19 protein-coding genes, 1 other RNA gene and 2 pseudogenes are annotated in these 23,348 nt (G+C 35.7%); 6 read left to right on the forward strand and 16 right to left on the reverse strand.

Annotation, left to right across the window (positions count from 1 at the left end):
- Positions 1-6 precede the first annotated feature (6 nt).
- Positions 7-873 carry a YbgF trimerization domain-containing protein gene (locus FY048_RS04120; RefSeq protein WP_446090228.1) on the reverse strand — a complete coding sequence of 289 codons (867 nt, stop codon included), beginning with the start codon at positions 871-873 and terminating at the stop codon, positions 7-9.
- 313 nt (positions 874-1,186) lie between these two features.
- Between FY048_RS04120 and ffs the strand changes: the two genes are divergently transcribed.
- Positions 1,187-1,283, forward strand: an RNA gene (ffs, locus tag FY048_RS04125) — signal recognition particle sRNA small type.
- Between the two features lie 15 nt (positions 1,284-1,298).
- On the opposite strand, the gene FY048_RS04130 is transcribed toward ffs, so the two are convergent.
- The 4 genes from FY048_RS04130 to FY048_RS04145 form a co-directional block, all read right to left on the reverse strand.
- Positions 1,299-1,781 (reverse strand): regulatory protein RecX, encoded by a 483-nt coding sequence (locus FY048_RS04130; protein WP_446090229.1) that lies wholly within the window; start codon positions 1,779-1,781, stop codon positions 1,299-1,301.
- Positions 1,782-1,840: 59 nt separating this feature from the next.
- Positions 1,841-2,887 carry a recombinase RecA gene (gene recA / locus FY048_RS04135; RefSeq protein ID WP_016137893.1) on the reverse strand — a complete coding sequence of 349 codons (1,047 nt, stop codon included), beginning with the start codon at positions 2,885-2,887 and terminating at the stop codon, positions 1,841-1,843.
- 145 nt (positions 2,888-3,032) lie between these two features.
- Positions 3,033-3,461 (reverse strand): RNA-binding S4 domain-containing protein, encoded by a 429-nt coding sequence (locus FY048_RS04140; RefSeq protein WP_446090230.1) that lies wholly within the window; start codon positions 3,459-3,461, stop codon positions 3,033-3,035.
- A complete protein-coding gene (locus tag FY048_RS04145; protein WP_446090231.1) occupies positions 3,445-4,131 on the reverse strand; it encodes an HAD-IA family hydrolase in 687 nt (228 codons plus the stop codon). Before FY048_RS04145 ends, FY048_RS04140 begins: the two co-directional genes overlap by 17 nt.
- Positions 4,132-4,522: 391 nt before the next feature.
- Between FY048_RS04145 and FY048_RS04150 the strand changes: the two genes are divergently transcribed.
- A complete protein-coding gene (locus FY048_RS04150) occupies positions 4,523-4,816 on the forward strand; it encodes a hypothetical protein (RefSeq protein ID WP_009390215.1) in 294 nt (97 codons plus the stop codon).
- Here the strand turns inward: FY048_RS04150 and FY048_RS04155 are convergent.
- Positions 4,798-5,337: a GNAT family N-acetyltransferase gene (locus FY048_RS04155; protein WP_446090232.1), complete on the reverse strand. Its 540-nt coding sequence runs from the start codon at positions 5,335-5,337 to the stop codon at positions 4,798-4,800. The genes FY048_RS04150 and FY048_RS04155 overlap by 19 nt on opposite strands.
- A gap of 29 nt (positions 5,338-5,366) precedes the next feature.
- A pseudogene (gigD, locus tag FY048_RS04160) lies at positions 5,367-5,588 on the reverse strand (Lrp/AsnC family transcriptional regulator GigD); the annotation flags it as partial.
- Between the two features lie 126 nt (positions 5,589-5,714).
- Between gigD and FY048_RS04165 the strand changes: the two are divergent.
- The 3 genes and pseudogenes from FY048_RS04165 to FY048_RS04175 form a co-directional block, all read left to right on the forward strand.
- Positions 5,715-5,966: pseudogene (locus FY048_RS04165) on the forward strand (alpha/beta hydrolase); the annotation flags it as partial.
- 561 nt (positions 5,967-6,527) lie between these two features.
- On the forward strand, positions 6,528-6,812 hold the full coding sequence (locus FY048_RS04170; RefSeq protein ID WP_446090233.1) for a DUF6527 family protein: 285 nt from the start codon (positions 6,528-6,530) through the stop codon (positions 6,810-6,812).
- Between the two features lie 551 nt (positions 6,813-7,363).
- A complete protein-coding gene (locus tag FY048_RS04175; protein WP_446090234.1) occupies positions 7,364-8,548 on the forward strand; it encodes a S8 family peptidase in 1,185 nt (394 codons plus the stop codon).
- A gap of 43 nt (positions 8,549-8,591) precedes the next feature.
- Here FY048_RS04175 and FY048_RS04180 read toward each other — a convergent pair whose 3' ends face one another.
- Both FY048_RS04180 and FY048_RS04185 read right to left on the reverse strand, forming a co-directional pair.
- Complete coding sequence (locus FY048_RS04180; protein WP_446090235.1) at positions 8,592-10,046, reverse strand: SulP family inorganic anion transporter; 1,455 nt, start codon at positions 10,044-10,046, stop codon at positions 8,592-8,594.
- A gap of 223 nt (positions 10,047-10,269) precedes the next feature.
- Positions 10,270-10,902 (reverse strand): SOS response-associated peptidase family protein, encoded by a 633-nt coding sequence (locus FY048_RS04185; protein WP_446090236.1) that lies wholly within the window; start codon positions 10,900-10,902, stop codon positions 10,270-10,272.
- 419 nt (positions 10,903-11,321) lie between these two features.
- Here FY048_RS04185 and FY048_RS04190 point away from each other — a divergent pair, with 419 nt between their 5' ends.
- Positions 11,322-12,761, forward strand: a complete 1,440-nt coding sequence (locus tag FY048_RS04190; RefSeq protein ID WP_446090237.1) for a glucose/sorbosone family PQQ-dependent dehydrogenase — start codon at positions 11,322-11,324, stop codon at positions 12,759-12,761.
- Positions 12,762-12,819: 58 nt separating this feature from the next.
- Here FY048_RS04190 and FY048_RS04195 read toward each other — a convergent pair whose 3' ends face one another.
- The 7 genes from FY048_RS04195 to ptsP form a co-directional block, all read right to left on the reverse strand.
- A complete protein-coding gene (locus FY048_RS04195; protein WP_446090238.1) occupies positions 12,820-13,263 on the reverse strand; it encodes a universal stress protein in 444 nt (147 codons plus the stop codon).
- Positions 13,264-13,402: 139 nt separating this feature from the next.
- Positions 13,403-15,499: a sensor domain-containing protein gene (locus tag FY048_RS04200; protein WP_446090239.1), complete on the reverse strand. Its 2,097-nt coding sequence runs from the start codon at positions 15,497-15,499 to the stop codon at positions 13,403-13,405.
- A gap of 601 nt (positions 15,500-16,100) precedes the next feature.
- Complete coding sequence (locus FY048_RS04205) at positions 16,101-16,316, reverse strand: hypothetical protein (RefSeq protein ID WP_336168377.1); 216 nt, start codon at positions 16,314-16,316, stop codon at positions 16,101-16,103.
- A 180-nt stretch (positions 16,317-16,496) separates the two neighbouring features.
- Entirely contained in the window at positions 16,497-16,961 is a 465-nt protein-coding gene (locus FY048_RS04210; protein ID WP_004791909.1) for a MarR family winged helix-turn-helix transcriptional regulator, read from the reverse strand.
- A gap of 852 nt (positions 16,962-17,813) precedes the next feature.
- Positions 17,814-19,532 (reverse strand): fructose-specific PTS transporter subunit EIIC, encoded by a 1,719-nt coding sequence (locus tag FY048_RS04215; RefSeq protein WP_446090240.1) that lies wholly within the window; start codon positions 19,530-19,532, stop codon positions 17,814-17,816.
- Positions 19,519-20,466 carry a 1-phosphofructokinase gene (pfkB, locus tag FY048_RS04220; RefSeq protein ID WP_446090241.1) on the reverse strand — a complete coding sequence of 316 codons (948 nt, stop codon included), beginning with the start codon at positions 20,464-20,466 and terminating at the stop codon, positions 19,519-19,521. Before pfkB ends, FY048_RS04215 begins: the two co-directional genes overlap by 14 nt.
- A gap of 15 nt (positions 20,467-20,481) precedes the next feature.
- Positions 20,482-23,337: a phosphoenolpyruvate--protein phosphotransferase gene (ptsP, locus tag FY048_RS04225; RefSeq protein ID WP_446090242.1), complete on the reverse strand. Its 2,856-nt coding sequence runs from the start codon at positions 23,335-23,337 to the stop codon at positions 20,482-20,484.
- Positions 23,338-23,348: the final 11 nt, after the last annotated feature.

Below are 23,348 nucleotides of genomic sequence, written 5' to 3' on the forward strand. Positions count from 1 at the left end.
AAATTATTACTTATTAAAAAATTTGGCTTCTTCAGATTTTGGATACTGACTTAAAATTTTAGTTTTATATTGATTTGCTGAAGCTGCATTTTTATCGACATCTTTAGCAATACTATAGAGTTGATAAAGAGCACGAGGAGCTTTACTCGAATTTGGATATCGAGTTGCTACCACATTGTAGTTCTTTTTTGCCTCATTGTAGTTTACTGGATCAGTTGCTAAATTGAATTCAGCTAACCAAAAATAAGCATTTCCCGTATAAACACTATTTGGGTGATTTTTGATAAAGTTTTGCATTGGAGCAATCGCTTTTTTTGCTCCACCTTGCTTATAGGCATCTAAAGCTACAGTGTAAGCTGCCTTTTCAAGCTCTACAGGGTTTGATTGGTTTTGTGAGGGCGGCTGCTGAGGTGCTTCTGGTTGTGGTTGTGGAGTAGTGGAAGAGGTGCTTATTGGAGCAGCATTCACTACTTTGTTATCTGCTGTAGAGGCTTCTGTGCTTGCGGTAGCTGGAGTATCACTATTTGCAGGATTATCTGATGGTGCACTTTCTGGATCAACCTTCTGATTAAGTAGTTCTAAGCGCTGATCTAAATCGGTATAGCGATTAGATAAATCTTTTTTCAATTGTTCAATATCGTTAGATTGCTCTTCTAATTGCCCACGTAAGGTGCGTACATCATTCTCTAATTGTTGGTTTTTCTGCATTAATTCCCAGTTTAAATTACTAGGTACTGAATCATTATTAGAAGAAGTGTTAGTTGTACTACCACCGCTTTGGCTTAAACCACGAGACTCAATTGGAATGTTGGCATAGAGAGAGGTAGTGCTCATTAAGGCAATAAATAATAAAGAATGCTTCATCAATCGCATGAGTATAGGTCCATAATTTTATGTAAAAGCCAACTTAAAAAAGGAATATGTAAACTATTCACTTAACTATCTAAGATTTTAATTGGTCCATGCAATTAAAACAGCAAACAATATAAATGCAAGAATAGTTTACAATCTTCAAGCATATTTTATCCAAAAGAAGCTACAAGAAAGAATATAAGAATGAGATGTATAGAAATTTATGGGTTTTTGCTGATGAATTAATCAATTGAAACATAAACTTGCTTAAAATGGTGAAGAAGGCTTGCAACTATTTTAAAAATCTCTATACTCTGTTTTGCAATGGTAGCCCCGCTGGTGGCTTCGCAATTGTACTCTGTGAACCCCGCCAGGACCGGAAGGTAGCAACGGTAGCAGATCTATGATGTGCCGAAGTTTTGCTAGTGGGGCTGCCACCATTGCTCTTAGTCCATTCTCCTTTGGACTGCTTTTATAATTACATCTAAGTCAAATCCTCTGTATTGTAAAAACCTAATCTGTTTTGCTTTAAGTTTTGGATCTTTTTCTACTTCTTCACCAAATTTTTTCACTTTCAATTGATACGCTTGTTCTATCCAGTCAATATTGTGAATATCCTCTGCGATTAAATCATTTTCGATCTGTTTTGTTTTTAAAGCTTGTTTAATACGTTTCGGCCCTTTGCCTTTGCGAATTTGGCTGGCAAGCATTTGTTCAGCAACACGTTGATCACTTTGATAATTCTTTTCAGATAATTCCTCAACAAGTTGCTGGACCTCTTCAGGATTTTGCGCATAACGAGTTAATTTTTCAATAAGCTCTGCTTTGGAATAATCTCGACGGGTCAATAAAGCAAAAGCATAAGATCGTAAACGCTGACCTGTGAGCAAAGCTCGTTGTTGAGACTGTTCTTCAGTTCTTTTGAACATAGTATTAGGCTTCCCTTGTAAAAAAACGCCCCGAAGGGCGTTTTAAAGCGCATGAATAATTAAGATTCTAATAAAAGATCAGCTTCTTCTTCAGCTTCAACTTGATCAGTAGTAGTGCCAGTTGTTAACAGTTGTTCACGGATATTACGTTCAATCTCTCCAGCCATTTGAGGGTTCTCTTCAAAGTGACGAATAACATTGTTCTTACCTTGACCAATTTTACTACCTTGATATGAGTACCAAGCACCGGCTTTTTGTACGATATCTTGCTGTACAGCTAAATCTACAAGTTCGCCTAGCTGGTTTGTGCCTTTACCATATAGGATTTGGAAAAGAGCCTCTCTGAAAGGGGGAGCCATTTTGTTTTTAACAACTTTAACACGAGTTTCAGAGCCGACGATTTCATCGCCTTCTTTTACTTGGCCAATACGGCGGATATCTAAACGTACAGAAGCGTAGAACTTCAATGCGTTACCACCAGTTGTGGTCTCCGGGCTACCAAACATTACACCAATCTTCATACGGATCTGGTTAATGAAAATAACCATACAGTTTGAGCGCTTAGCATTACCAGTAATTTTACGAAGTGCCTGACTCATTAGACGAGCTTGCAAGCCCATATGAGAATCACCCATCTCGCCTTCAATTTCTGCTTTAGGGGTAAGTGCGGCGACTGAATCGACAACAATCATATCAATTGCGCCAGAGCGAACCAACATATCTGCAATTTCGAGTGCTTGTTCACCGTTATCAGGCTGTGATACAAGCAGGTTATCAATGTCTACACCAAGCTTACGTGCATATTGTGGATCTAATGCATGCTCTGCATCGATAAATGCACAAGTACCGCCAGTTTTTTGACATTGTGCAATCGCTTGTAGAGTCATTGTGGTTTTACCAGAAGATTCTGGACCATAAATCTCGACAATACGACCTTTTGGTAAACCACCAATCCCCAATGCAATATCTAAAGTCAAAGAGCCTGTAGACACAGCTTCAACAGCTTGAACAGTGTTGTCACCGAGACGCATCACCGTATTTTTGCCAAATTGTTTCTCAATTTGACTTAGCGCGGCTTGTAATGCTTTGCTTTTATTCTCATCCATCTCAAAAACCTCAATACTCTATGTTCATCACGTTTAACCCAAGTGGATGCATTGAATCTCAACTTGTTTCACTGGGGTAATAGTGACAGATTTTTTCTATAGCTTCTATGTGTTGTATGTGTGTGTGCGACACAACTCGACGTTTTTATTCATCACCGTATGACCAATTCTGATCGTTCTCCTGTTTAAACCGAATAATCTGTCGACGATCTTTTTTACCCGGTCTATGGTCAGGTCGAGCTAGATTATGCAATTTTCGTTGGGATGCAATCAACTCCCGTCTAGCAATGCTTACTTCGGTTTCTTCATAAAGTTGCTGTGCGACCGGAGCTGGACCACGTGTGTTCGAAAGAGCTTTTATCACAACAGTTTTTTTATCAAAACCTTGCTGAATAATAAGTTCCATTCCAACTCGAATTTCCTTGGAAACTTTTACACGCTCATTATTGTGATGTACTTTACCTCCTTCAATAGCTGCTTTAGCAATTGAACGAGTTTTAAAAAAACGAGCAACCCATAACCATTTGTCGACACGTATGGTCTCTACAGCATCGTTTTCATGCAATTTTGACATCATTATCCTTTCTATCAATTTGATTCAATATAGACAGCAAGTCTGTAAGCCGATCTAGTGCTTTAAACTTTAAATCTTGATGCTGTTTTATATCTTTTAGACTTGAGGGCTGTAAGATAGTAAACAAGTGTTGGATACCAAATTTCTCTGCTGTTTTTAATACAGGAGCCGTATCGTCAATAAAAATCGTTTCATCTGGATTGAAGGGGTGTAATCGTTGAAGCTCTTGCCAAAAATTAATATCTTCTTTGGCATAACCTACTTGTTCACTTGATATGATGACATCGAAGAAATGTTCAATTGCAATATTATCGAGTTTTAAACGTAAGCTAGCGCGGTCAGCATTAGTCACTAGCCAACACGTATATCCCTGTTCCTTAAGTTGTTGCAAAAGCTCAATGCAGTCAGAACGAACTTGGATCTTAGATTGAAATTCTTGTTGTAATTTGAGTACATCAACACCTACAGTTTTAGTCCAATAGATTGATGAATACCAAACAAGTGTATGGCGATGTGATTGATAAAATTGATATAGCTTTTCTTTGCTCTCGGAGGGGGGAAGTTGATACGTTTTTGCATGTCGTTCAGGAAGACATTCATTCCAAATGAAATCATCAAAAGCGAGATCTAAGAGTGTACCATCCATATCAAACATTATGATTTTAGACATATTTTTTAAATATCTCCAAAATCATTCAAAGTAAAATTTTTAAGACACATCTACCATATATCCTTTTAAAATCATAAATTAAACACTCAAACTAATTTAAAGCTTCATCCATTAATTTTTCTAAAATTTGTATAAATTAATATAATGGATTGAGAAGGTAAATGGTTTGAAATTATAACGTGGAATTTTGTAAAACAAAAAATAATAATGAAGCAGTTTTAGTAGAAAATTCCTCTTTTAAATTAAAAATATTTCAAATTTATTTAAGGTTTTTAGCCCTTATAGTTAAGTTTGCTTACATAGGATACGTATTGACAAACATTTTATAAATTGAAGGATACTTATTTAAAGTTATATTTAAAATTATTCCTATAAGAACTTAGAGAAAGCAATGAAAATTGGATTTATTGGTGGAACCAATGACGGTATTGTAATCAATGCTGCCGATGGCCTTGATACTTATAAACTTGAATGGCACTACAAAGCAGAAAAACATTGCGAGTCACAACTTACCTTAGGGCTGAATGGACCTGAGTATGATTATTACAACTTATTAATTCTAAGAAAAAATAAAGAGGCTAAACTTTTTTATGTGCTTACTACTATGGAGAAAGAGGAAATAGCGGATAAACTTCATGAATATTGGGAATGTTCGACCTCCGTCGGCTATGATTTTGATGAGTAAGCATTCGTGATTTCATATAGTACATGTGCTCTTAATTGGTGATGAAGAGGAACTTTAGGATGATCAAAGTTTTTAACTTTTTGCATTCCTATCCGCTCCATGACAGCTTGAGAGGGGGTATTAATTGTAGCGGTAAATGAAACGATCTTATCTAAATTCAGTATATTAAAACCATAATCTAAAACTGCTTTTGCTCCTTCTGTTGCATAACCCTGTTTCCAGAATTCTTTTGCAAGACGCCACCCAATTTCCACACATGGAGAAAAATCAAATTGTTCAGGTTGGCTGTGTAAACCAATAAACCCGATAAATTGATGGGTTTCTTTTAATTCTACTGCCCAAAAGCCCCAACCTTTTTCGTGAATAAGAGATGAAATTTTCTGGATTAAATTAAGGCTTTCTTTAGGTATTAAAAGATTTGGGAAAAATTGCATAACGTCTTGATCTAAGCCCATTGTTATAAAAGGCTCAAAATCACTTTCTTTCCATTGTCTTAAAATTAAACGCTTTGTTTCGATCATGAGATGACTCTTTAATTAAAAATGAGGTATCAAAGTGGCTTTTGCACAATCTTCTGTAAAATGATCTTGGAATTGATGCTGACTACACCTTTTATTTTATTTAAGGTGTTAATGACGAAATGAGAAAAAGAACTCAGATCTTTGGTCGCCACGTGTAAAACATAATTAGATTCGCCAGTAATAATATATGCATTAATGACTTCATCAAAATTTTTGATCTGACTTAAAAAGAAGTTGTGATCATTGCTAGAGCTATAGTCAATGAACATGAGATATAGGCAGAATTTCAACGAACAAGTTTACTTAGCTACCAAGAAGTTATCCATATTGCAGACATTCAATATGGTACGTACCCAAGGTCAACCTTAGATTTATTTCCTTTAAACCATGTTCTCAATCTTTCAAGCGAAGATATCTTAAAATATAGTCCTATTCATCAGTTAAATCGAGTCACTATTCCATGTTCAATTTTCTGTGGTGAACTTGAGCTCGAAGAGTTGAAATGGCAAAGCCAAAATTATTTTGATATTAAAAAAGAGCAAGATCAGGATTTTGTTTCTTTTAAGCTTATTCCTAAAATTAATCATTACTCTATTTTAGAACACTATTTTAAGTCGATATTAGTTTAAGCAGTCGAATTACAATATATATAATGTGATTGTATGAGTAATTAATTTTATAGAAAGATAAAGTGTGAGGTGAATCACATCTTAACCTGTTTTTTTATAGAAATTATTTATTGTTGTTGACCTAACAGTGGAACTTAATTAGATTAAAAAGATAGTGCTTTCTCACTAGACAATAAATTGTTTAGCTGTTGTTTAGTTGAGTTTTTAAGTCCGTAGCTTCCCAAGATGCGGACTTTTTTATTTGACTTTTAAAAACAATAAGATAAAGGGTGATATAGCTATAATATCTATCCAAAGATTAATATGAATGAATAAGATAGACCTGTCATAAATAAGAAATAAACTAGGATTTTTTTCATGATTTAACTCGAATTATCATTTAATAAGCAGATTAATTAAAATATAAGCTGACTTATCATTCATGAATTTGTCATATAGGCTTGGTAAATTATAAGAAAATAAAAAGCTATAAAAAATAATTAAATAATATATATAGCATTTGAAAGTAATTGATTTAGTCGGCTCTCATGAGTTGGTTTTTTTATTTATAAAGGAGCCTTTATGAAAGTACAATATTTTGAAGGCGGCATGTATAAACATATGTGTCCAGGTTGCGGTTATCTTCACTATATTCCTGTACATTATCCTTTTTCTAATGGTAACCAATGGAATTTTAATAATAATTTGGAAAACCCAACTTTTGATCAACTCATAATTATGTATGGGCATTGTAATTACTTTATTAAGAGTGGCTTTATTGAATATAGTGTTAATTGTAGACATCATTTAGCAGGATGTAGGGTTGAGTTGCCAGAACTAAAATTAAAAAACTATAGGTTTTATTAATTTTACTACTTGTCTTATATATTTAAGATCATTTAAAAATTTATATAATCGGTAAGTAATAGAGACTTTGGTAATATATATTTACATATTCTATGCTGAATATGTATAGTTAAAAAAATGTAAATTTATTTTGGTTGAGGCTAGTATTGAAATTTGCAAAAAATTATATAACTCACTGTTTTATATTTTATTTATGGATATCTGGAATTTTTAAGAAGTTTTAACACTATTGGAACGTATCTCATTATTTCTACATTTATATTGTTTTAATGATTATATATTTTTACATTATACATCCCAGCTAATCTAAACTGTTAATAGAGTAAAATAATCTTCTATTCTGAAATCTTCGATTTTTAATTTATTTGAATTAGTTCTCACTTTTAATAGAAAAAGATAAGAGTATTGTATAGACCCAAGTTTTATGAAAATATGTTTTAGTTTTCACGAAGGAAGAGTTTAAGAAGATTTTTCCAACATGTTGCATTCTTAAATATAACGATAGCACAGATCATAACAACGATGTATGAATAATATAAATGGAGATTTTCATGAAATTTTGCCAAGTATCAGCTGTTTTCTTAACAATAGCCACCGCTAATCTAACCTACGCAGCAGTACCAAATACAACAAATTCTTTACTAGATTCTTCTCAAGCTAAGGGAATTATTAAAAACCAATATATTGTTATTCTCAATAAAGATGCTGGTCCAGCTACGGATTTTGCTAAGAATGTTGCTAATCAACATGGGGGAAAGGTATTACAGACTTATAATACCGTACTTAATGGATTTGCAATTTATTTACCCGATGTTGCAAATACGGCTTTTGTTGAAGCTATGAAAAAAAATCCCAAAGTTCTTTCAATAGAAAATGACACAGTCATGAAAATTGATGCAACTACACAAAGCAATCCGGATTGGGGCTTAGATCGTATTGATCAGAAAACCTTACCTTTAAATTCAGCTTATTCGTATTTGCAAACAGGCTCGGGAACAACAGCTTATATTGTCGATACAGGCATATTATCTAGCCATCAACAGATCTCTGGACGGGTATTAAGTGGCTATACCGCGATCTCTGATGGAAATGGTACAACGGATTGTAATGGACATGGTACTCATGTAGCAGGAACAGTTGGTGGTAGTACTTATGGTGTGGCTAAAAATGTAAATTTGGTACCAATACGAATTTTAGGATGTGATGGATCTGGTGCTTCGAGTAACGTGATTGCTGGGTTAGATTGGATATCAAAAAATGGTAAAAAGCCAGCTGTGGTGAATATGTCTTTAGGCGGCGATGCGAGCACATCTTTAGATAGCGCGGTAGAAAACTTATTTAATAACGGTTATGTGATGGTTGTCGCTGCAGGAAATTCTAATGCAGATGCATGTAGTTCTTCTCCAGCAAGAGTGAGTAAAGCAATTACTGTAGCTGCTACAGATAACACTGATACACGAGCTAGTTATTCTAATTATGGAAGCTGCGTTGATATTTTTGCCCCGGGAAGCCAGATTAATTCTTCATGGATTGGAAGTAATACAGCAACTAAAGTTTTAAATGGAACGTCGATGGCTACTCCACATGTTGCAGGTGTCGTAGCTGAAATGTTGCAAAGTACGCCTACTGCAACACCTCAGACAATCTCTACTAATCTTTTAAATCAAGCAAGTACTAATGTGGTGAAAGACCCATCGGGTAGCCCAAATCGATTGCTATATAAATCTTCTCAATAAAAAGTAATTCTTTAAATTAGGAAAAGGTCCGGAAGGACCTTTCTTAAATTTTTGCATGAGTACCATATTTATCAATCATGATTGAGCTGGCTTCATTTAAACCGCGAACCGTTACCCCAATACCGTTCTTTTGAAATTTATTTATTACTGAATCTAGCATGGCAACTGACGTGACATCCCAAATATGAGAATGGGTAAGATCAATAATGACTTCATTAACATCTTCTTTAAAGTTAAAACTTTGCATAAATTTTTCAGATGAACTAAAAAATATTTGGCCTCTTAAATCATATAAACGTGTATTACCTTCAAATGAAGTGCTTACGTGAATATCATTTTCAAGTTTATTTGCTAAGAAAAGTGCTGAAAGTAATACACCAGTTAATACACCTAGCGCTAAATTATGGGTGGCAACCACTACAATAACGGTGGAAGTCATAACGACATTACTACTTTTAGGATTGGCTTTAAAGTGGAAAAGTGACTTCCATTCAAAAGTACTGATCGATACCATAATCATGACAGCAACCAGAGCTGCCATAGGAATTACTTTTAACCAATCACTTAAAAATACAACTAGAATAAGTAAGAATATGCCTGCGCAGAAAGTAGATAAGCGTGTACGACCACCCGATTTTACATTAATCATTGATTGGCCAATCATGGCACAACCCGCCATTCCACCCATAAAACCTGAGGCAATATTCGCTATACCTTGACCTTTACATTCTTGAAATTTGTCACTAGGTGTATCTGTCATTTCATCAACGATTGTTGCAGTCATCATCGATTCAAGTAAGCCAACCGCGGCAAGGGCTAAAGAATATGGAAGAATAATAAGAAGAGTTTCTAAATTAAAAGGAATATTCGGAATTAGAAATATCGGTAAAGTGTCTGGTAATGATCCCATATCACCCACTGTTCGAACGTCAAAACCTAAAAAAATAGCGAGTAATGTGACCACTACAATACAAATAAGTGGGGAAGGGAAGAACTTTCCAATTTTTGGTATATGGGGGAAAAGGTAAATAATTCCTAAACCAACTGCTACTAATAAGTAGACATGCCACGTTACGTTTACCAATTCTGGTAACTGAGCCATAAAGATGAGTATGGCAAGGGCATTAACGAATCCAATAACCACCGATTTAGAAACAAAACGCATGAGTTTAGCGAGTTTGAAATATCCTGCCAAAATTTGTATGACACCGGTTAAAACAGTTGCTGCAAATAGGTATTGAAGCCCATGGTCTTTTACAAGTGTCGTCATGACTAGGGCCATTGCACCTGTAGCTGCCGAAATCATAGCGGGACGACCATCAACAAATGAAATAATAACGGCAATACAAAAAGATGCATATAAACCAATTTTTGGATCTACACCCGCAATAATTGAAAATGCAATTGCTTCGGGAATTAAAGCAAGACCAACAACAAGACCTGAAAGAATATCTGCACGGACATTAGAGAACCATTGTTCTCGGACATTCGATAACATGAGAAATAGCCTAAGTTCTAAATTTTGAAAGGCTAGTGATGTGATATACCAGCACAAGCGTACACCACATCACTAAACAGTGATGAGTTATTTACAATGGATAAGGGTAAATAAACTTAAGGTGGCGTAAGTGTCATAGGTATAGAGAGTTTGAGGCATTTAAAAGTGCCCGAAGAATAGCATAAGTTTTTAAGGCTGACTAACCTAACTCGACTAAACCGATTTAATCATAATTTTTCATTTCAGCTTTTGGCATTGAGGTAAATTCATTCGAAGGCATGTCTAAGAAAAAATCTTTTGCCTCAGAATGCTTGCAGTTGAGCCAATCATTTCTAAGATCGTCTGGTATTACAATAACTGAGCGTTTTCCATCATCCGGTTTATGAAATTGTTTCATAAAAGGGTGATGATCAGCATTGATTGTTAATAGCGATATTGACCTAACTTTTTGCTCATTAATAAGCGTTTCCTCAAAGATCGCAGCCAGCGTAAAAGGTTGCCCATCTTGCCGGAAAATACCATACCAATGTGCTTTTCCATTGATATATTTAGGTTCATAAATGGCTTCAACAGGAATAAGCGCAAATTGGTCATTTAACCAAGCATGTTTAAAAGAGCGCTTTTGTTGTACTGTTTCTGTTCTGGCATTATAAGTTGCATATTTGAATGCAATTTCTTTGGCATAAGGGGGAATCATTCCAAATTTAGCTTTTCTCCACTCAAGCTCATTTTCATTCGATAAAATGAGTGGGCAATCATCACTTGGAAAAATATCCATCTTATATTCAAAAGTGGGTTCAAATAAGTTTAATTGATTGGCATGTGATTTCTTAAGAGGTTTAAAGTTTGCACACATAAGACACCTTCATTGTAAAAATAGCTCTCAATTACAGCTTCTAACTTTTAGTCTTTAGTGATGTATATTTTTATAATTAGAATTGTCTCTTTGAGTATTAATTTTTAACTATCAATTACTTCGTTAATAAGTGTTTATTTTTAATAATGCACATTTCAAAAAATATTAAGATATAAATTAATAGATAAAGTATAAAAAATAGATCAATCTTACGTTTAAGTTATTCATCTTAAAGATGAGTTTATGCGAGTGTTCATCCATTTTGGATAGCTACTTTTATGCAACAGAGCCTTTCAGAAATTTAGATTTTAATAGATTCGTTATTCATCATAATACAAATCATATAGAGAACTCGTACAAACCCTTTATTAGAGGTTTACAAATTCTCGGAAAATTTTGACAATTTATAAGGTGGACACATGAATAAACATTTATTGGCTAAAATTGCTTTATTAGGCGCTGCTCAGCTAGTTACACTCTCGGCATTTGCTGATGTTCCTCTCACTCCATCTCAATTTGCTAAAGCGAAATCAGAAAATTTTGACAAGAAAGTTATTCTATCTAATTTAAATAAACCACATGCTTTGTTGTGGGGACCTGATAATCAAATTTGGTTAACAGAGCGCGCAACAGGTAAGATTCTACGAGTGAATCCAGAGTCGGGCAGTGTAAAAACAGTTTTTCAGGTGCCTGAGATTGTAAATGATGCTGATGGACAAAATGGTTTGTTAGGTTTTGCTTTCCATCCTGATTTTAAAAATAATCCTTATATCTATATTTCAGGTACATTTAAAAATCCGAAATCTACAGATAAAGAACTACCGAATCAAACTATTATCCGTCGATATACCTATAACAAAGCAACTGATACGCTTGAGAAGCCAGTGGATTTATTAGTAGGATTACCTTCATCGAAAGACCATCAATCAGGTCGTCTTGTCATTGGTCCAGACCAAAAGATTTACTATACGATTGGTGACCAAGGGCGTAACCAGCTTGCTTATTTATTCTTGCCAAATCAGGCACAGCATACGCCGACTCGACAAGAAGTGAGTAGCAAAGACTATCATACCTACATGGGTAAAGTACTACGCTTAAATCTTGATGGAAGTATTCCAAAAGATAATCCAAGTTTTAACGGGGTGGTTAGCCATATCTATACGCTCGGTCATCGTAATCCGCAGGGCTTAGCATTTACTCCAAATGGTAAATTGTTGCAATCTGAACAAGGTCCAAACTCTGACGATGAAATTAACCTCATAGTTAAAGGTGGTAACTATGGTTGGCCAAATGTAGCGGGTTACAAAGATGATAGTGGCTATGCCTATGCAAATTATTCAGCAGCAACCAATAAAGCACAGATTAAAGATTTAGGGCAAAACGGAGTAAAAGTAGCGGCAGGTGTACCTGTAACGAAAGAGTCTGAATGGACTGGTAAAAACTTTGTACCGCCGTTAAAAACTTTATATACCGTGCAGGATACCTATAACTATAATGACCCAACGTGTGGGGATATGACCTACATTTGCTGGCCAACCGTTGCGCCGTCATCTGCTTATGTCTATAAGGGCGGCAAAAAAGCAATTGCTGGTTGGGAAAATACGTTGTTGGTTCCATCTTTAAAACGCGGTGTTATTTTCCGTATTAAGTTAGATACAACGTATAGTGCGACTTATGATGATGCTGTGCCGATGTTTAAAAGTAACAACCGTTATCGTGACGTGATTGCAAGTCCAGATGGGAATGTTTTATACGTGTTGACTGATACTGCCGGAAATGTCCAAAAAGATGATGGCTCTGTAACGAACACATTAGAAAACCCAGGATCTCTGATTAAATTTACATATAAAGCTCAGTAACACAGGCAATTAAAAAACCGATCTACATAAGATCGGTTTTTTTTAGATTAAGAAAAAACTATTCAGTTACGACTAATACCGGTAAATGAATTTCTCCTAAAAGAGATTGAGTCACACTTCCTAAGAAGAACTTTTTAAATCCTTTTCGACCATGAGAACCAATAACTAACAGGTCTGCTTTGAGTTCAGTCGCTGCTTTAATAATTTCTGTATGAATTGTTTGACCCTCAACAATTTTTGTTTCAACAGAAATTCCATGTTGGCTAAATTGTTCTTTCGCTTGGTCTAAAATACCCTGAATAGATGCTCTAGCTTTATTAAAATAATCCTGAGCTAATTCTGTACTATCAATGAATTCTACAGAAATAAAAGGATCTATAGTAAGCGCATATACTAGAGTCACTTTACTACCAAAGGCCTTAGCAAGTGTTGCTGCATGATTGACAGCAATGAGTGAAGTAGGAGAACCATCGACTGGAACCAAGATATGGTGATAACTCATATATTGCTCCTTATTGCCCTATGACAATGTAGGGTGCCAAAACACCGATTTATTATCTTTATGCTTATATTATGAACAATTTTTTAAGAGTTATTGTTTATTTTTAGTATGAATAGAGGAGAAAAAGTGATTAAAAATTTTATCTTAAAGCATGATAATGACTTTCTAAGTAAGGTTGATTCTGTTTAAGGATTGAAATGACTTGATTGGCATCTATAGCAGATTCAAACAAGAATCCTTGGCCTATACTATATCCAAATTGAAGAAGTAGTTCTTCTTGTTCAGGAGTTTCAATTCCTTCTGCAATAAGCCCCAGTGATAAATTTGGAGCGAGTAATCCGATTGCTTGGACAATCGCATATATTGATGGGTCATGTTGCATTTTTTGTATAAAACTACAGTCTACTTTTAAACTGTCTATTGGATAGTCACGAATATGGGTGAGCGATGAAAAGCCTGTACCAAAGTCATCTAGAGCAATATGTACGCCATGTTGTTTTAATTTGTTAAGTGCACGGATCACATACTCTGAACCTCGATCGCCTAGCATATGTTCGGTGACTTCTACTTCAATATAATGTGTTGGAATTTGAAATTGATTGATCTTTTTCAAGAGCCGCTCAGCATAGTTGTCTCTTAAAAACTCAACAGGTGCGGCATTGAGCGAAACAGGAAGAGGTTTAATGCCAAGATCTATCCATTTTGCGATATCACGTAAAACTTGATGTTGCATCGTTTCACCGATTTTACTCGCTAAATTATAATCTTTAAAAGCTTCTGCAATTTGAGATGGATAGCCTTTTTGAGCTGAAGTTGTATGCCATCGTAATAAAGCTTCAAAACCTACAACACGATGAGTTTTTAAATCTACTTTAGGTTGATAGTAGGGCTGGATGGTATGATGACGAATAAGCTGACGTGCTAAATTAAGCTGAGAAGCGACTGTTTCGGTCATTTGCATCATGCATGGATCATACATGCGAATACCACCGCGACCACGCGCTTTTAAGTCATGCAATGCCATATCTGCACAACTAAGCAAACCTGATTGGTCTACGGCATCTTGAGGATAGATTGAACAACCAATACTCATTCCACCATTTAGAACATTACCCAAATAAGTAATCGGCTGATTTAACTGTTGAAGTAAAATGGCTGCTAGCTCGCGCACATCATTTTCAGATTTAAGGTTATTAATAATAACCGCAAACTCATCTCCACCTAGTCGTGCAACAAAGCATCTTTCATCATCAACACAATGACTAAACCGTTTGGATAAAACTTTTAAAAGATGGTCGCCTGCGCTATGCCCTAATGTGTCATTAATATGCTTAAAATGATCAAGATCAATTAATAGTAAACCCACACTTGTTTGGCTATCTTTTGAATATGCAAGAGTGCGTTTAAGTTGAAATTTAAATGAACGCCGATTACATAATCCGGTCAGTTCATCTCTTTCACTCATGTTTCTAAGTTGATTTTCTGTCAGATGCTGTTGAGTGACGTTACGGGATACACACAGTATTTGTATGATTTCACCATTTTCCCGATGAATCGGGGTCAACATATTATCCCAATATTCGGGGTCCTGATCTGGTAAAGAACTCATTCCAGCGAATCTGGCAACTTTGCCTTGAAGGGCTTTTTTTAAAGCGACGCGTCCACGTTTACGAATATGAGGTGGCAAAAGCTCAAGCCATTTCATCCCAAATTTTGTTTCATCGACAGGAACACCTAAAGCGAGGCATCCTGATTTATTCATATGAGAAACTGTGCCATCTACATTTAATACCTTAATGCAATCTACACTGATGTCTAACATTTGATTTTGTATTTCAATATTCTTTTGCAAGTTTTGTTGCTCTTGAATATCGTGATCAATATCTAAAAAGCTGACATACCATTCACTCGCTAGAGAAGAGCCGCGATATTTGGAGGCTTGAATGGAAAGTTTGCACCATCTATATTGATTGCCACTTTGTAAAAGTCGGCATTTTAATTCTATTCTTTTTTGCAGGCGAATTGCTTCGAGCCATCTATTTTTGACTTCGTCTAAATCGACAGGAGATATAAAATCTAACCATTGCTGAGGTAATGGAGAAAAAGTATCCTGCCAATATTCTGTACACTCTATATTGCAATATAATATCAAGCCATTTTCATCACTAACCCAAGTTGGTAGTGGAATCTGCTCAACAATAAAATGCTTTTGGGTGTTGTTCGACATTGAAGTCATAACATGCCTAGAAAGATTGTATGGGCGGGTAATCTAATTATTAGTCGTTATTGTAATCTTTCTGTAGTAATCAAAACAGTAATAAATAAATTTCACTTGTCTTTTTTTTGAACTAAAATTGAGATCTTAAATAAATTATATACTTAATATTTAATTTATGTTTTTGTTATTTATTAATTTTTATCTGGCTTAAGTTAAAAAAAGATTTATGCTTATTTTTGTAAAAAACTTATTAAAACAGAAGCTTATATTTGTCTTTGCAGAACTATTTTAATAAAAGCTATGAAAATAAATTATAAAAATGAGAAGGATTAAATTGCGATGATTAAAATTTTAATAAGCCAAAATTTAACCATGATATATAAAGACAGGGAGGTTTTTGAAAGTCTGAATAAATACAATAACCACCATTAAGTTTACAAAAGTAATATAAAATAAAGGCTTATATTATCGTAAAATTCTTTTCATCAAGAAGGATATATATTTCCTTTTTGTGCATTTTATAGCCTACATTTTCCCCAAGATGTAGGTTTTTTTTATTCCTAATTTTTGACCTTATAATCTTTAAATATTAAAAATAAAAAAAAGCCAAATGGCTTTTTTATACAGTTTCAGGTTTTTTCAACTCTTGTTGAATATAAAGATTCATATAGTATTGTTCAATATAATCATCAGCATAGTTGTTTGCTAAGGTTTTTGTTGCCACTTGTTCATGTTTTAAATAGCAGCTTGATTCAAGGTCTTTTTCAAGTACCCACCATTGACGGTTAATACGACGCACTTGAAACTTGTCACTTTTGTATTTTCTTTTAGCCATTTTGAAAAATTTGCTATGCAGTTGTTGAAAGAGAATTTCTACTGGAGTTAAGGACTCAAGTCAACAGGTGAGAAGTTAATTGCTTATTTTATGTGAGGTATTGTTTCTATCAGTACCCAGACGAGGCCTTAAAATAGAAAAGCTCTCCTAAGAGAGCTTAATAAGATGTCTATCCTATTTTTAACGAGAAAGATTCTTTAAAAGTAATTTTAAACTTTCCATCATTTTTTCTAATTGCAAAGGGGTGATACCTTCGAAAGATTGTTCGAGTACCACGCTGGTTAGATCATTAATCTTATTGATCATTTCAGTACCTTTGTCTGTAAGTACTACGCGGGTGATTCGACCATCGGTCTGGCAAGAATAAGTTTCAACCAAACCTTCATCTTTTAAACGATAAACAATCTTGGTGGTCGTCGACATTTTTGAAATAATCATGTCTGAAAGTTCAGAAACACTTGCGTGCGGCTTACTACTTAAAGCCAACATAATGCGTCGACGTGAGTTATCTAAACCATATTTTTTTAAAGCATTATCAATGTTTTGTACATACTGAGCATGTACTTGAGTAATCCAATAATATGGAAAATCTTCAAGAGTAAAAGATTCTGTTGTAGGTAAAAAACGCGCATACTTCTTTGTCATTGACTTTTCCCCATACCTTGGTGGATCGCATTTCTGGTGAACTATCTTTAATAGTTGAAAAATATAGTTTCATCAAGCAAGTTATATCAGGACTTTACTTGGTGAGCAAAATTTATATAGCTAAATTTAACAATGACATGGTTTAGCGGTCCTTATCTTGATAAACATCTCTATACTTTGCATAAACTACAAATACTCTTCTTCTATAGTCAAAAGTTTGTTGAAAATTAATGTGACTTGATGAGTCAGCACCATTAATTCCTTAAAATCTTTAAACAGATATACAAGATTGCATCTAGGCTTGCTTGATCGTTAATTAAACGATATTGGCTTGCAAACGCATCGTAGAAAAAAAATGATGATTTGACCGTGGCATTGAACGAGATAGTTTTTGTCTCTAAAGTCATAATTATGAAAAATCAAGATATTTAAATAATAAATATTTATAAATATCATATATTTAATTTGTTTTGCGGTCAGTGAAATTTACCATACATTTAACATGAATCATCTATTATTTAGTGAAATAACTTGGATTTATTTATTAAATTATTGATTATTATGTATAAAATTTGAGTAATAGTTGAATGGTTAACGTTGTAAATTTAGCTTTTTTGTCTATAAATTATATTTTTAAGAGTTTTTACTCATCCTGCATCCCACTCATCTTTTAAATCGCAGATAGGTTCACTTTAACTGTAAAGTTGAAAGAGGGAGTGCTAGCGCAGCTTATAGCAAGAGTTATTCAGATTAAATTATGCGAGTAGCGTAAACCGGGTAATTGAAGAATTCTATTTGATGAAGCATATACAATTTATAAAAAAGGGAGAATTTATATTCTCCCTTTTTTAATTATGCAGTGGTCACAATTTTTTCTTCTATTTTTTTCTTAACAATCGCATAGCTTATACCTGTAACGATACTACCTGCTGCAATGGCAGCGAGATATAGCCAAGCATGGTTAATTGCATTTGGAATTAAAAGAACAAATACACCGCCATGAGGAGTAACTAATTCGCAATGGAATAATGCAACAAGTGCTCCAGTCACAGCCCCACCTAAAATGCAAGTTGGAATAACACGCATTGGGTCTTTAGCTGCAAAGGGAATAGCACCCTCGGAAATAAAACATAAACCTAATACGAAAGCAGCTTTTCCAGCATCTTTCTCTCCTGTACTAAATTTATTTTTAGCTATGAAAGTTGCAATAGCCATACCAATTGCAGGAACCATACCGCCCGCCATTGTTGCTGCTATTGGCATATAGGTATTTGTTGTCAACAATCCGACAGTAAAAGCGTAGGCTGCCTTATTGATTGGACCACCTAAATCGATACACATCATGCTGGCTAGTATAATTCCCATTAACACAGCATTTGTTGTACCCATGTTATTTAAGAAGTCTTTCATTAACTCGAAAATATGTGCTACAGGTTGTCCAACCACATAGAACATAATTAGACCGACAAATAATGTACCTAATAATGGAATAATTAAAATCGGTTTAAGTGCTTCTAGGCTAGTAGGAAGTTTAAGTTTTTTGGCAATGAAAAGTGCGATATAACCCGCCAGAAAACCTGAAACAATACCGCCTAAAAAACCTGCTTGTAGCTGAGAGGCGAGTAAGCCCCCAATTAAACCAGGTGCAAGACCAGGGCGATCAGCAATTGAGTAGGCAATATAACCCGATAACATCGGGACCATAAGCATAAATGCAGCAGCGCCAATTTGTTTTAATATGGCTGGTAAGCTTCCGGCTTGCTCAGCAGCATTGAGACCAAAGCATAAGGAGAGAGCAATTAAAAGACCTCCAGCCACCACCATAGGCAACATAAAAGAAACACCAGTTAAGAGATGTTTATATACGCCAACTCTTTCGGTTTTATCTTTGTTCTCGGCTGATGCTTGCTGCTTACCTTGTTCTAAAACTTGCGCATTGCTGATTGCTTCAGCAAAGGCTTTATCTGTTTGCTTTAGAGCAAAGCCAGTACCACATCGATAAACACGCTTACCTACAAAACGGTCTGTGTTAACTTCAATGTCAGTGGCAAGAATCACGATGTCCGCTTCAGCAATAGCTTGAGCTGATAAAATATTTTTTGCGCCAACGGAACCTTGTGTTTCTACTTCAATTTCATACCCAAGCTTTTCTGCACCTTGTTGTAATGCCTCGGCAGCCATAAAAGTATGTGCAACACCCGTAGGACACGCAGTGATTGCTACAAACTTTTTAGTAGTAGTTACTGCCAAGTTATTATCGCTTAGCCAATCTTGAGCTGGCTTAAAATGATCTAAGGCAGTTTTAAAAGCTGTGTGAGCATCATTTTTTATCTCTTCAATGCTAATAAAAGATAATGGATGTGTACCAAAACTATTAAGATTTTTCGGGCGTTGTCCAACAACAATGACTTGATCAAAGTTTTCATTCGCATCGAATTCATCAAGCGAAATAATGTTATTTGGATAATCCTGTTGGGATGCAACCTGTGAAAGTTTCCGAGCTAAAATCAAGGCATTGACTTGCTGTTGCGGACTATTAATGACAAATAATAAATGTTTAGCAGTTAGCATCAGATTCACTCAATGAATTGATTATAGTTTGGGCTTTTAACTGTTTTAGCGTTTCGGCATTGGGAGTACGAAAGCCAATTTGTGTGACAGCATGGCTTGCGATTGCAGTAGCAGTTTTTAATGTTTCTTCATCAGAGAAGCCATTTATTAAGCCATGAATCATGCCTGCTAAAAGAGAGTCACCCGCACCAACGGTACTTTTAACGATCACTTTAGGGGCTTGGGCATGAAGTGGGTGAGTGTCGTGTAGCCAGTTTACACCGTCTTCGCCCATCGAAATAACGACATGCTCAATTTTAGCTAAGTTTTCAAAAAGCTTTTTTTGTTCAGCATAAGTCGCGGCAGGAAGCTGATAACTTTCTACTAACTCGTCTGTATTTGGTTTAATCATCCAAGGCTGGCACTCAATTGCAGCGACCAATGCTTTACCACTTGTATCAAGTGCAACTTTTTTCCCTTGCTGTTGAATGAGCTTAATAAGTTGCTGTAATTCATCAACACTGAAACCTTGTGGAAGGCTCCCGGCAATTGCAACTACATCTACCTGTGGCAAAATCATTTCGATTTTTTGAAAGAGGTTCTTTTTATCTAGTTCAGAAACTAAGAAACCTTTTCCATTTAAATCGGTCATACGCCCAGAATGTTCAGCAATTTTTATATTTTGACGAGTCTCGCCTTCAATATAAATAAACTCAGGTTGGAATTGAGCTTCTTTAAAATGGTCATCAAAAATTTGTTTGTTCGTCGTTCCTAGAAAGCCAGAAACAATAACTTCATGCCCCAAATCTTTTAAAACTTGTGCAATATTTAATCCTTTGCCTGCTGCATGTATTTCTACAGATTCTTGGCGATTTACTTCGCCAATCTGTAACTCATTGAGTTGTATCGTTACATCAATTGCAGGATTTAAAGTAATTGTTAAAACTTTAGCCATTACTGTTCCTAATCTTTAGATTTCTTGTTCGGATAACTGACGTACAGCAGTAGCGCTCTCACATTCTAGTGCGCGTTTTGCAAGCGATTGAGCTTGGCTGTAGTTAAGTGTACGAATTTGGGCTTTTACTAAAGGAATACTATTTGGAGACATGCTGAGCTCATCTACGCCTAATCCCATAAGAATCGGTACAGCTTTTGGATCAGCTGCGAGTTCTCCGCATATGCCTACCCATTTGCCATGTTTGTGTGCAGCTTTTACAGTGTGATCAATCAATTGCAAAATACTTGGGTGGAGGCCATCTGCTTCAGCCGAGAGGATAGGGTGGCCACGGTCAATAGCTAAAGTATATTGGGTTAAGTCATTTGTTCCTATACTGAAAAAGTCCACTTCTTGAGCAAGAATAGGAGCAAGTAAAGCAGCAGAAGGAACTTCTATCATAATACCAACTTGTAAGTTGGCGCATGGATGTATAGCTTTAACTTCATCAAGAATTGTCTTTGCTGCACGCCATTCTTCTACACGGCCAATCATTGGAAACATGATTCGTAAAGGACGATCATCTGCGGCTTTAAGCAAAGCGGTAAGTTGTTGACGTAACAGCTCTGGCTGTCTTAGTGTCAAGCGAATACCTCTTAGACCTAAAAATGGATTTTCTTCTTCAGCAATTGGAAGGTAAGGAAGTGGTTTGTCCCCACCTACATCTAAAGTACGTACTACAAGAGGGCGACCAGCAAGGGCATCTAGCACAACACGATAATCTGCTTCTTGGGTAGCTTCATTTGGAGCACTACTATGAGCCATAAAAACGAGTTCGGTTCTTAGTAGTCCGATTGCTTCGGCACCACATTCTACTGCATGGGCTGTAGCTTGAACTTTTCCTAAATTGGCAGCAACTTCGATTTGATGTTGATCTAGGGTAATCGCAGGTTCTTGGCTGTGACGTTCAGCCTCTTCACGAATTTTTTGTTGAAGCTCTCGTTCTTGTTTGGCTTGCTCGATTTGCTGAATATTAGGGTTTAATACAAAAGTTCCTGTATCTCCATTAATTAAAAGAGAGCTCTTTTGTTCAATATCTAGTACTTGATCACCAGCGCCAACAATTGCAGGAATACCTAAAGCACGAGCAACAATAGCGCTATGTGCACTTGCACCACCAACAGCTGTCAAAATACCAGCAACTCGATCTTTATTAAGGCGAGCCACATCACTTGGGCCAACATCATACATGATCAAAATATAAGGCTCTTTAGGCTCTTCGATGATAACTTCGCCACAGAGTTGAGCTAAAACCCGATCGCCAATATCACGTAAGTCTGTAGCACGCTCAGCGAGTAAACGATCTGGTAAAGCTGCTTGCTCTTTAGCTGCTGCTTCAATATGTTCATGCCAAGCAGCAGGAGCAGAAAGGTTTAAGTTAATCTTTTGATAAACACCATTAATAAGATCTGGGTCGTCTAGCATTTCCAAATGTGCTTGGAAAATTTGCTTAATTTCCTTTGCTTCAGATTTTGCAATAACTTGGTGAATATTGTTTTTAACTGCGTGAAGAGCAATATCAAGTTTCTCTTTTTCTGCTTTAACGCTTAAACCCATACGTTCATATTGATAAACCTTAGGTTTAATAACATGTACTGGGCCAAAAGCTAGACCACTAGAAGCTGGAATACCTGTATTTGTACTCAATGTTTTCGGCAATGACTTTACTGTTTGAAGCGATTGAGCTTCTTGGGTATCTGAAGATTGAATTGGTTCAACTTCTTCTCCTAAGCCTTGTTGCACGGCCTGAATAACTTTATCTAAAGCTTCAACAGCATCTGTTTCTGGCTCGGCAATAAAACGTAAAGTCTGGCCACGTTTACATCCTAAAGCCAAGAGGCGCGTCAAACTTTTAGCAGAAACAAAATTACCATCGTCCACCGCGACCTGAATATCACCTTGAAAACTTTTAGTTAAGTTCACCAAATGAGTCGCTGGTCGAGCATGTAATCCATGTGCATTCGCGAGTACAACCGAGCGATGAGGCCAATCTGGAATAACATCTGCACCAATAATTTTAGCAATCTCATTTGGTGTTTGTGTTTGATCTAGCTGTGCGACTTGTTCTGGGTTAAATAAAATATCAATCAGTCGATTAAATCTTTGGCTATCTAACTGCTCATTGGCAGCAATACAGACGAGAGTATTTAGTTTTTGTCCATTTACATCTAAAGCATGGCGTGGTTTTACGATACTGATTGCTGGTTGTTGAACAAACTTACTGCTAGAAATAGACCAGATCTGGTCTTGTAACTGGATAACTTGATCTGGCTCAAGTGAGCTTAAAAAACCACATTTTACGAAATTATGTTTTTTTAGAATTTGAGAGGCTGACCACAATAAGTCTTCAATATCTTGAGATTCAATTTCAGTTTGAATTAAATTTTCGTGCAGAGTTAAAGATAAGGGCTGAGCTTGTAAGATTTCAATAATTTGCTCAGGTTGAGTCGCATTTTTTACTTGTTCACTTACATCCTGCATTAACGCTCTAGTTAATATTTGTAGTACTTGTAAATGTTCATCAGATTTTGCTGCAATAACAACAGCTAAATAAATCGTGTTTTCCCCATCCCATATTATTCCTTCAGGGAAGTGAGCTAACCGAATACCTGTCTCTAAAATAAATTCACGAGATTGTGGAGTGCCATGTGGAATAGCAATTCCTTGGCCTAAATAGGTGGCGCTTTGTTGTTCGCGATTGATGAGCCCTGTTACATATTCAGGTGTAACTAACCCATCTTTTACTAAAATATCTACTAGACACTGTAATGCATGCTTTTTATCAACAGCATGTTGATTCATATGAATATGTCGAGGCTCGAGTGCTAGCATACTTATCCTTG

Source organism: Acinetobacter sp. 1124_18A (genome assembly GCF_052824995.1).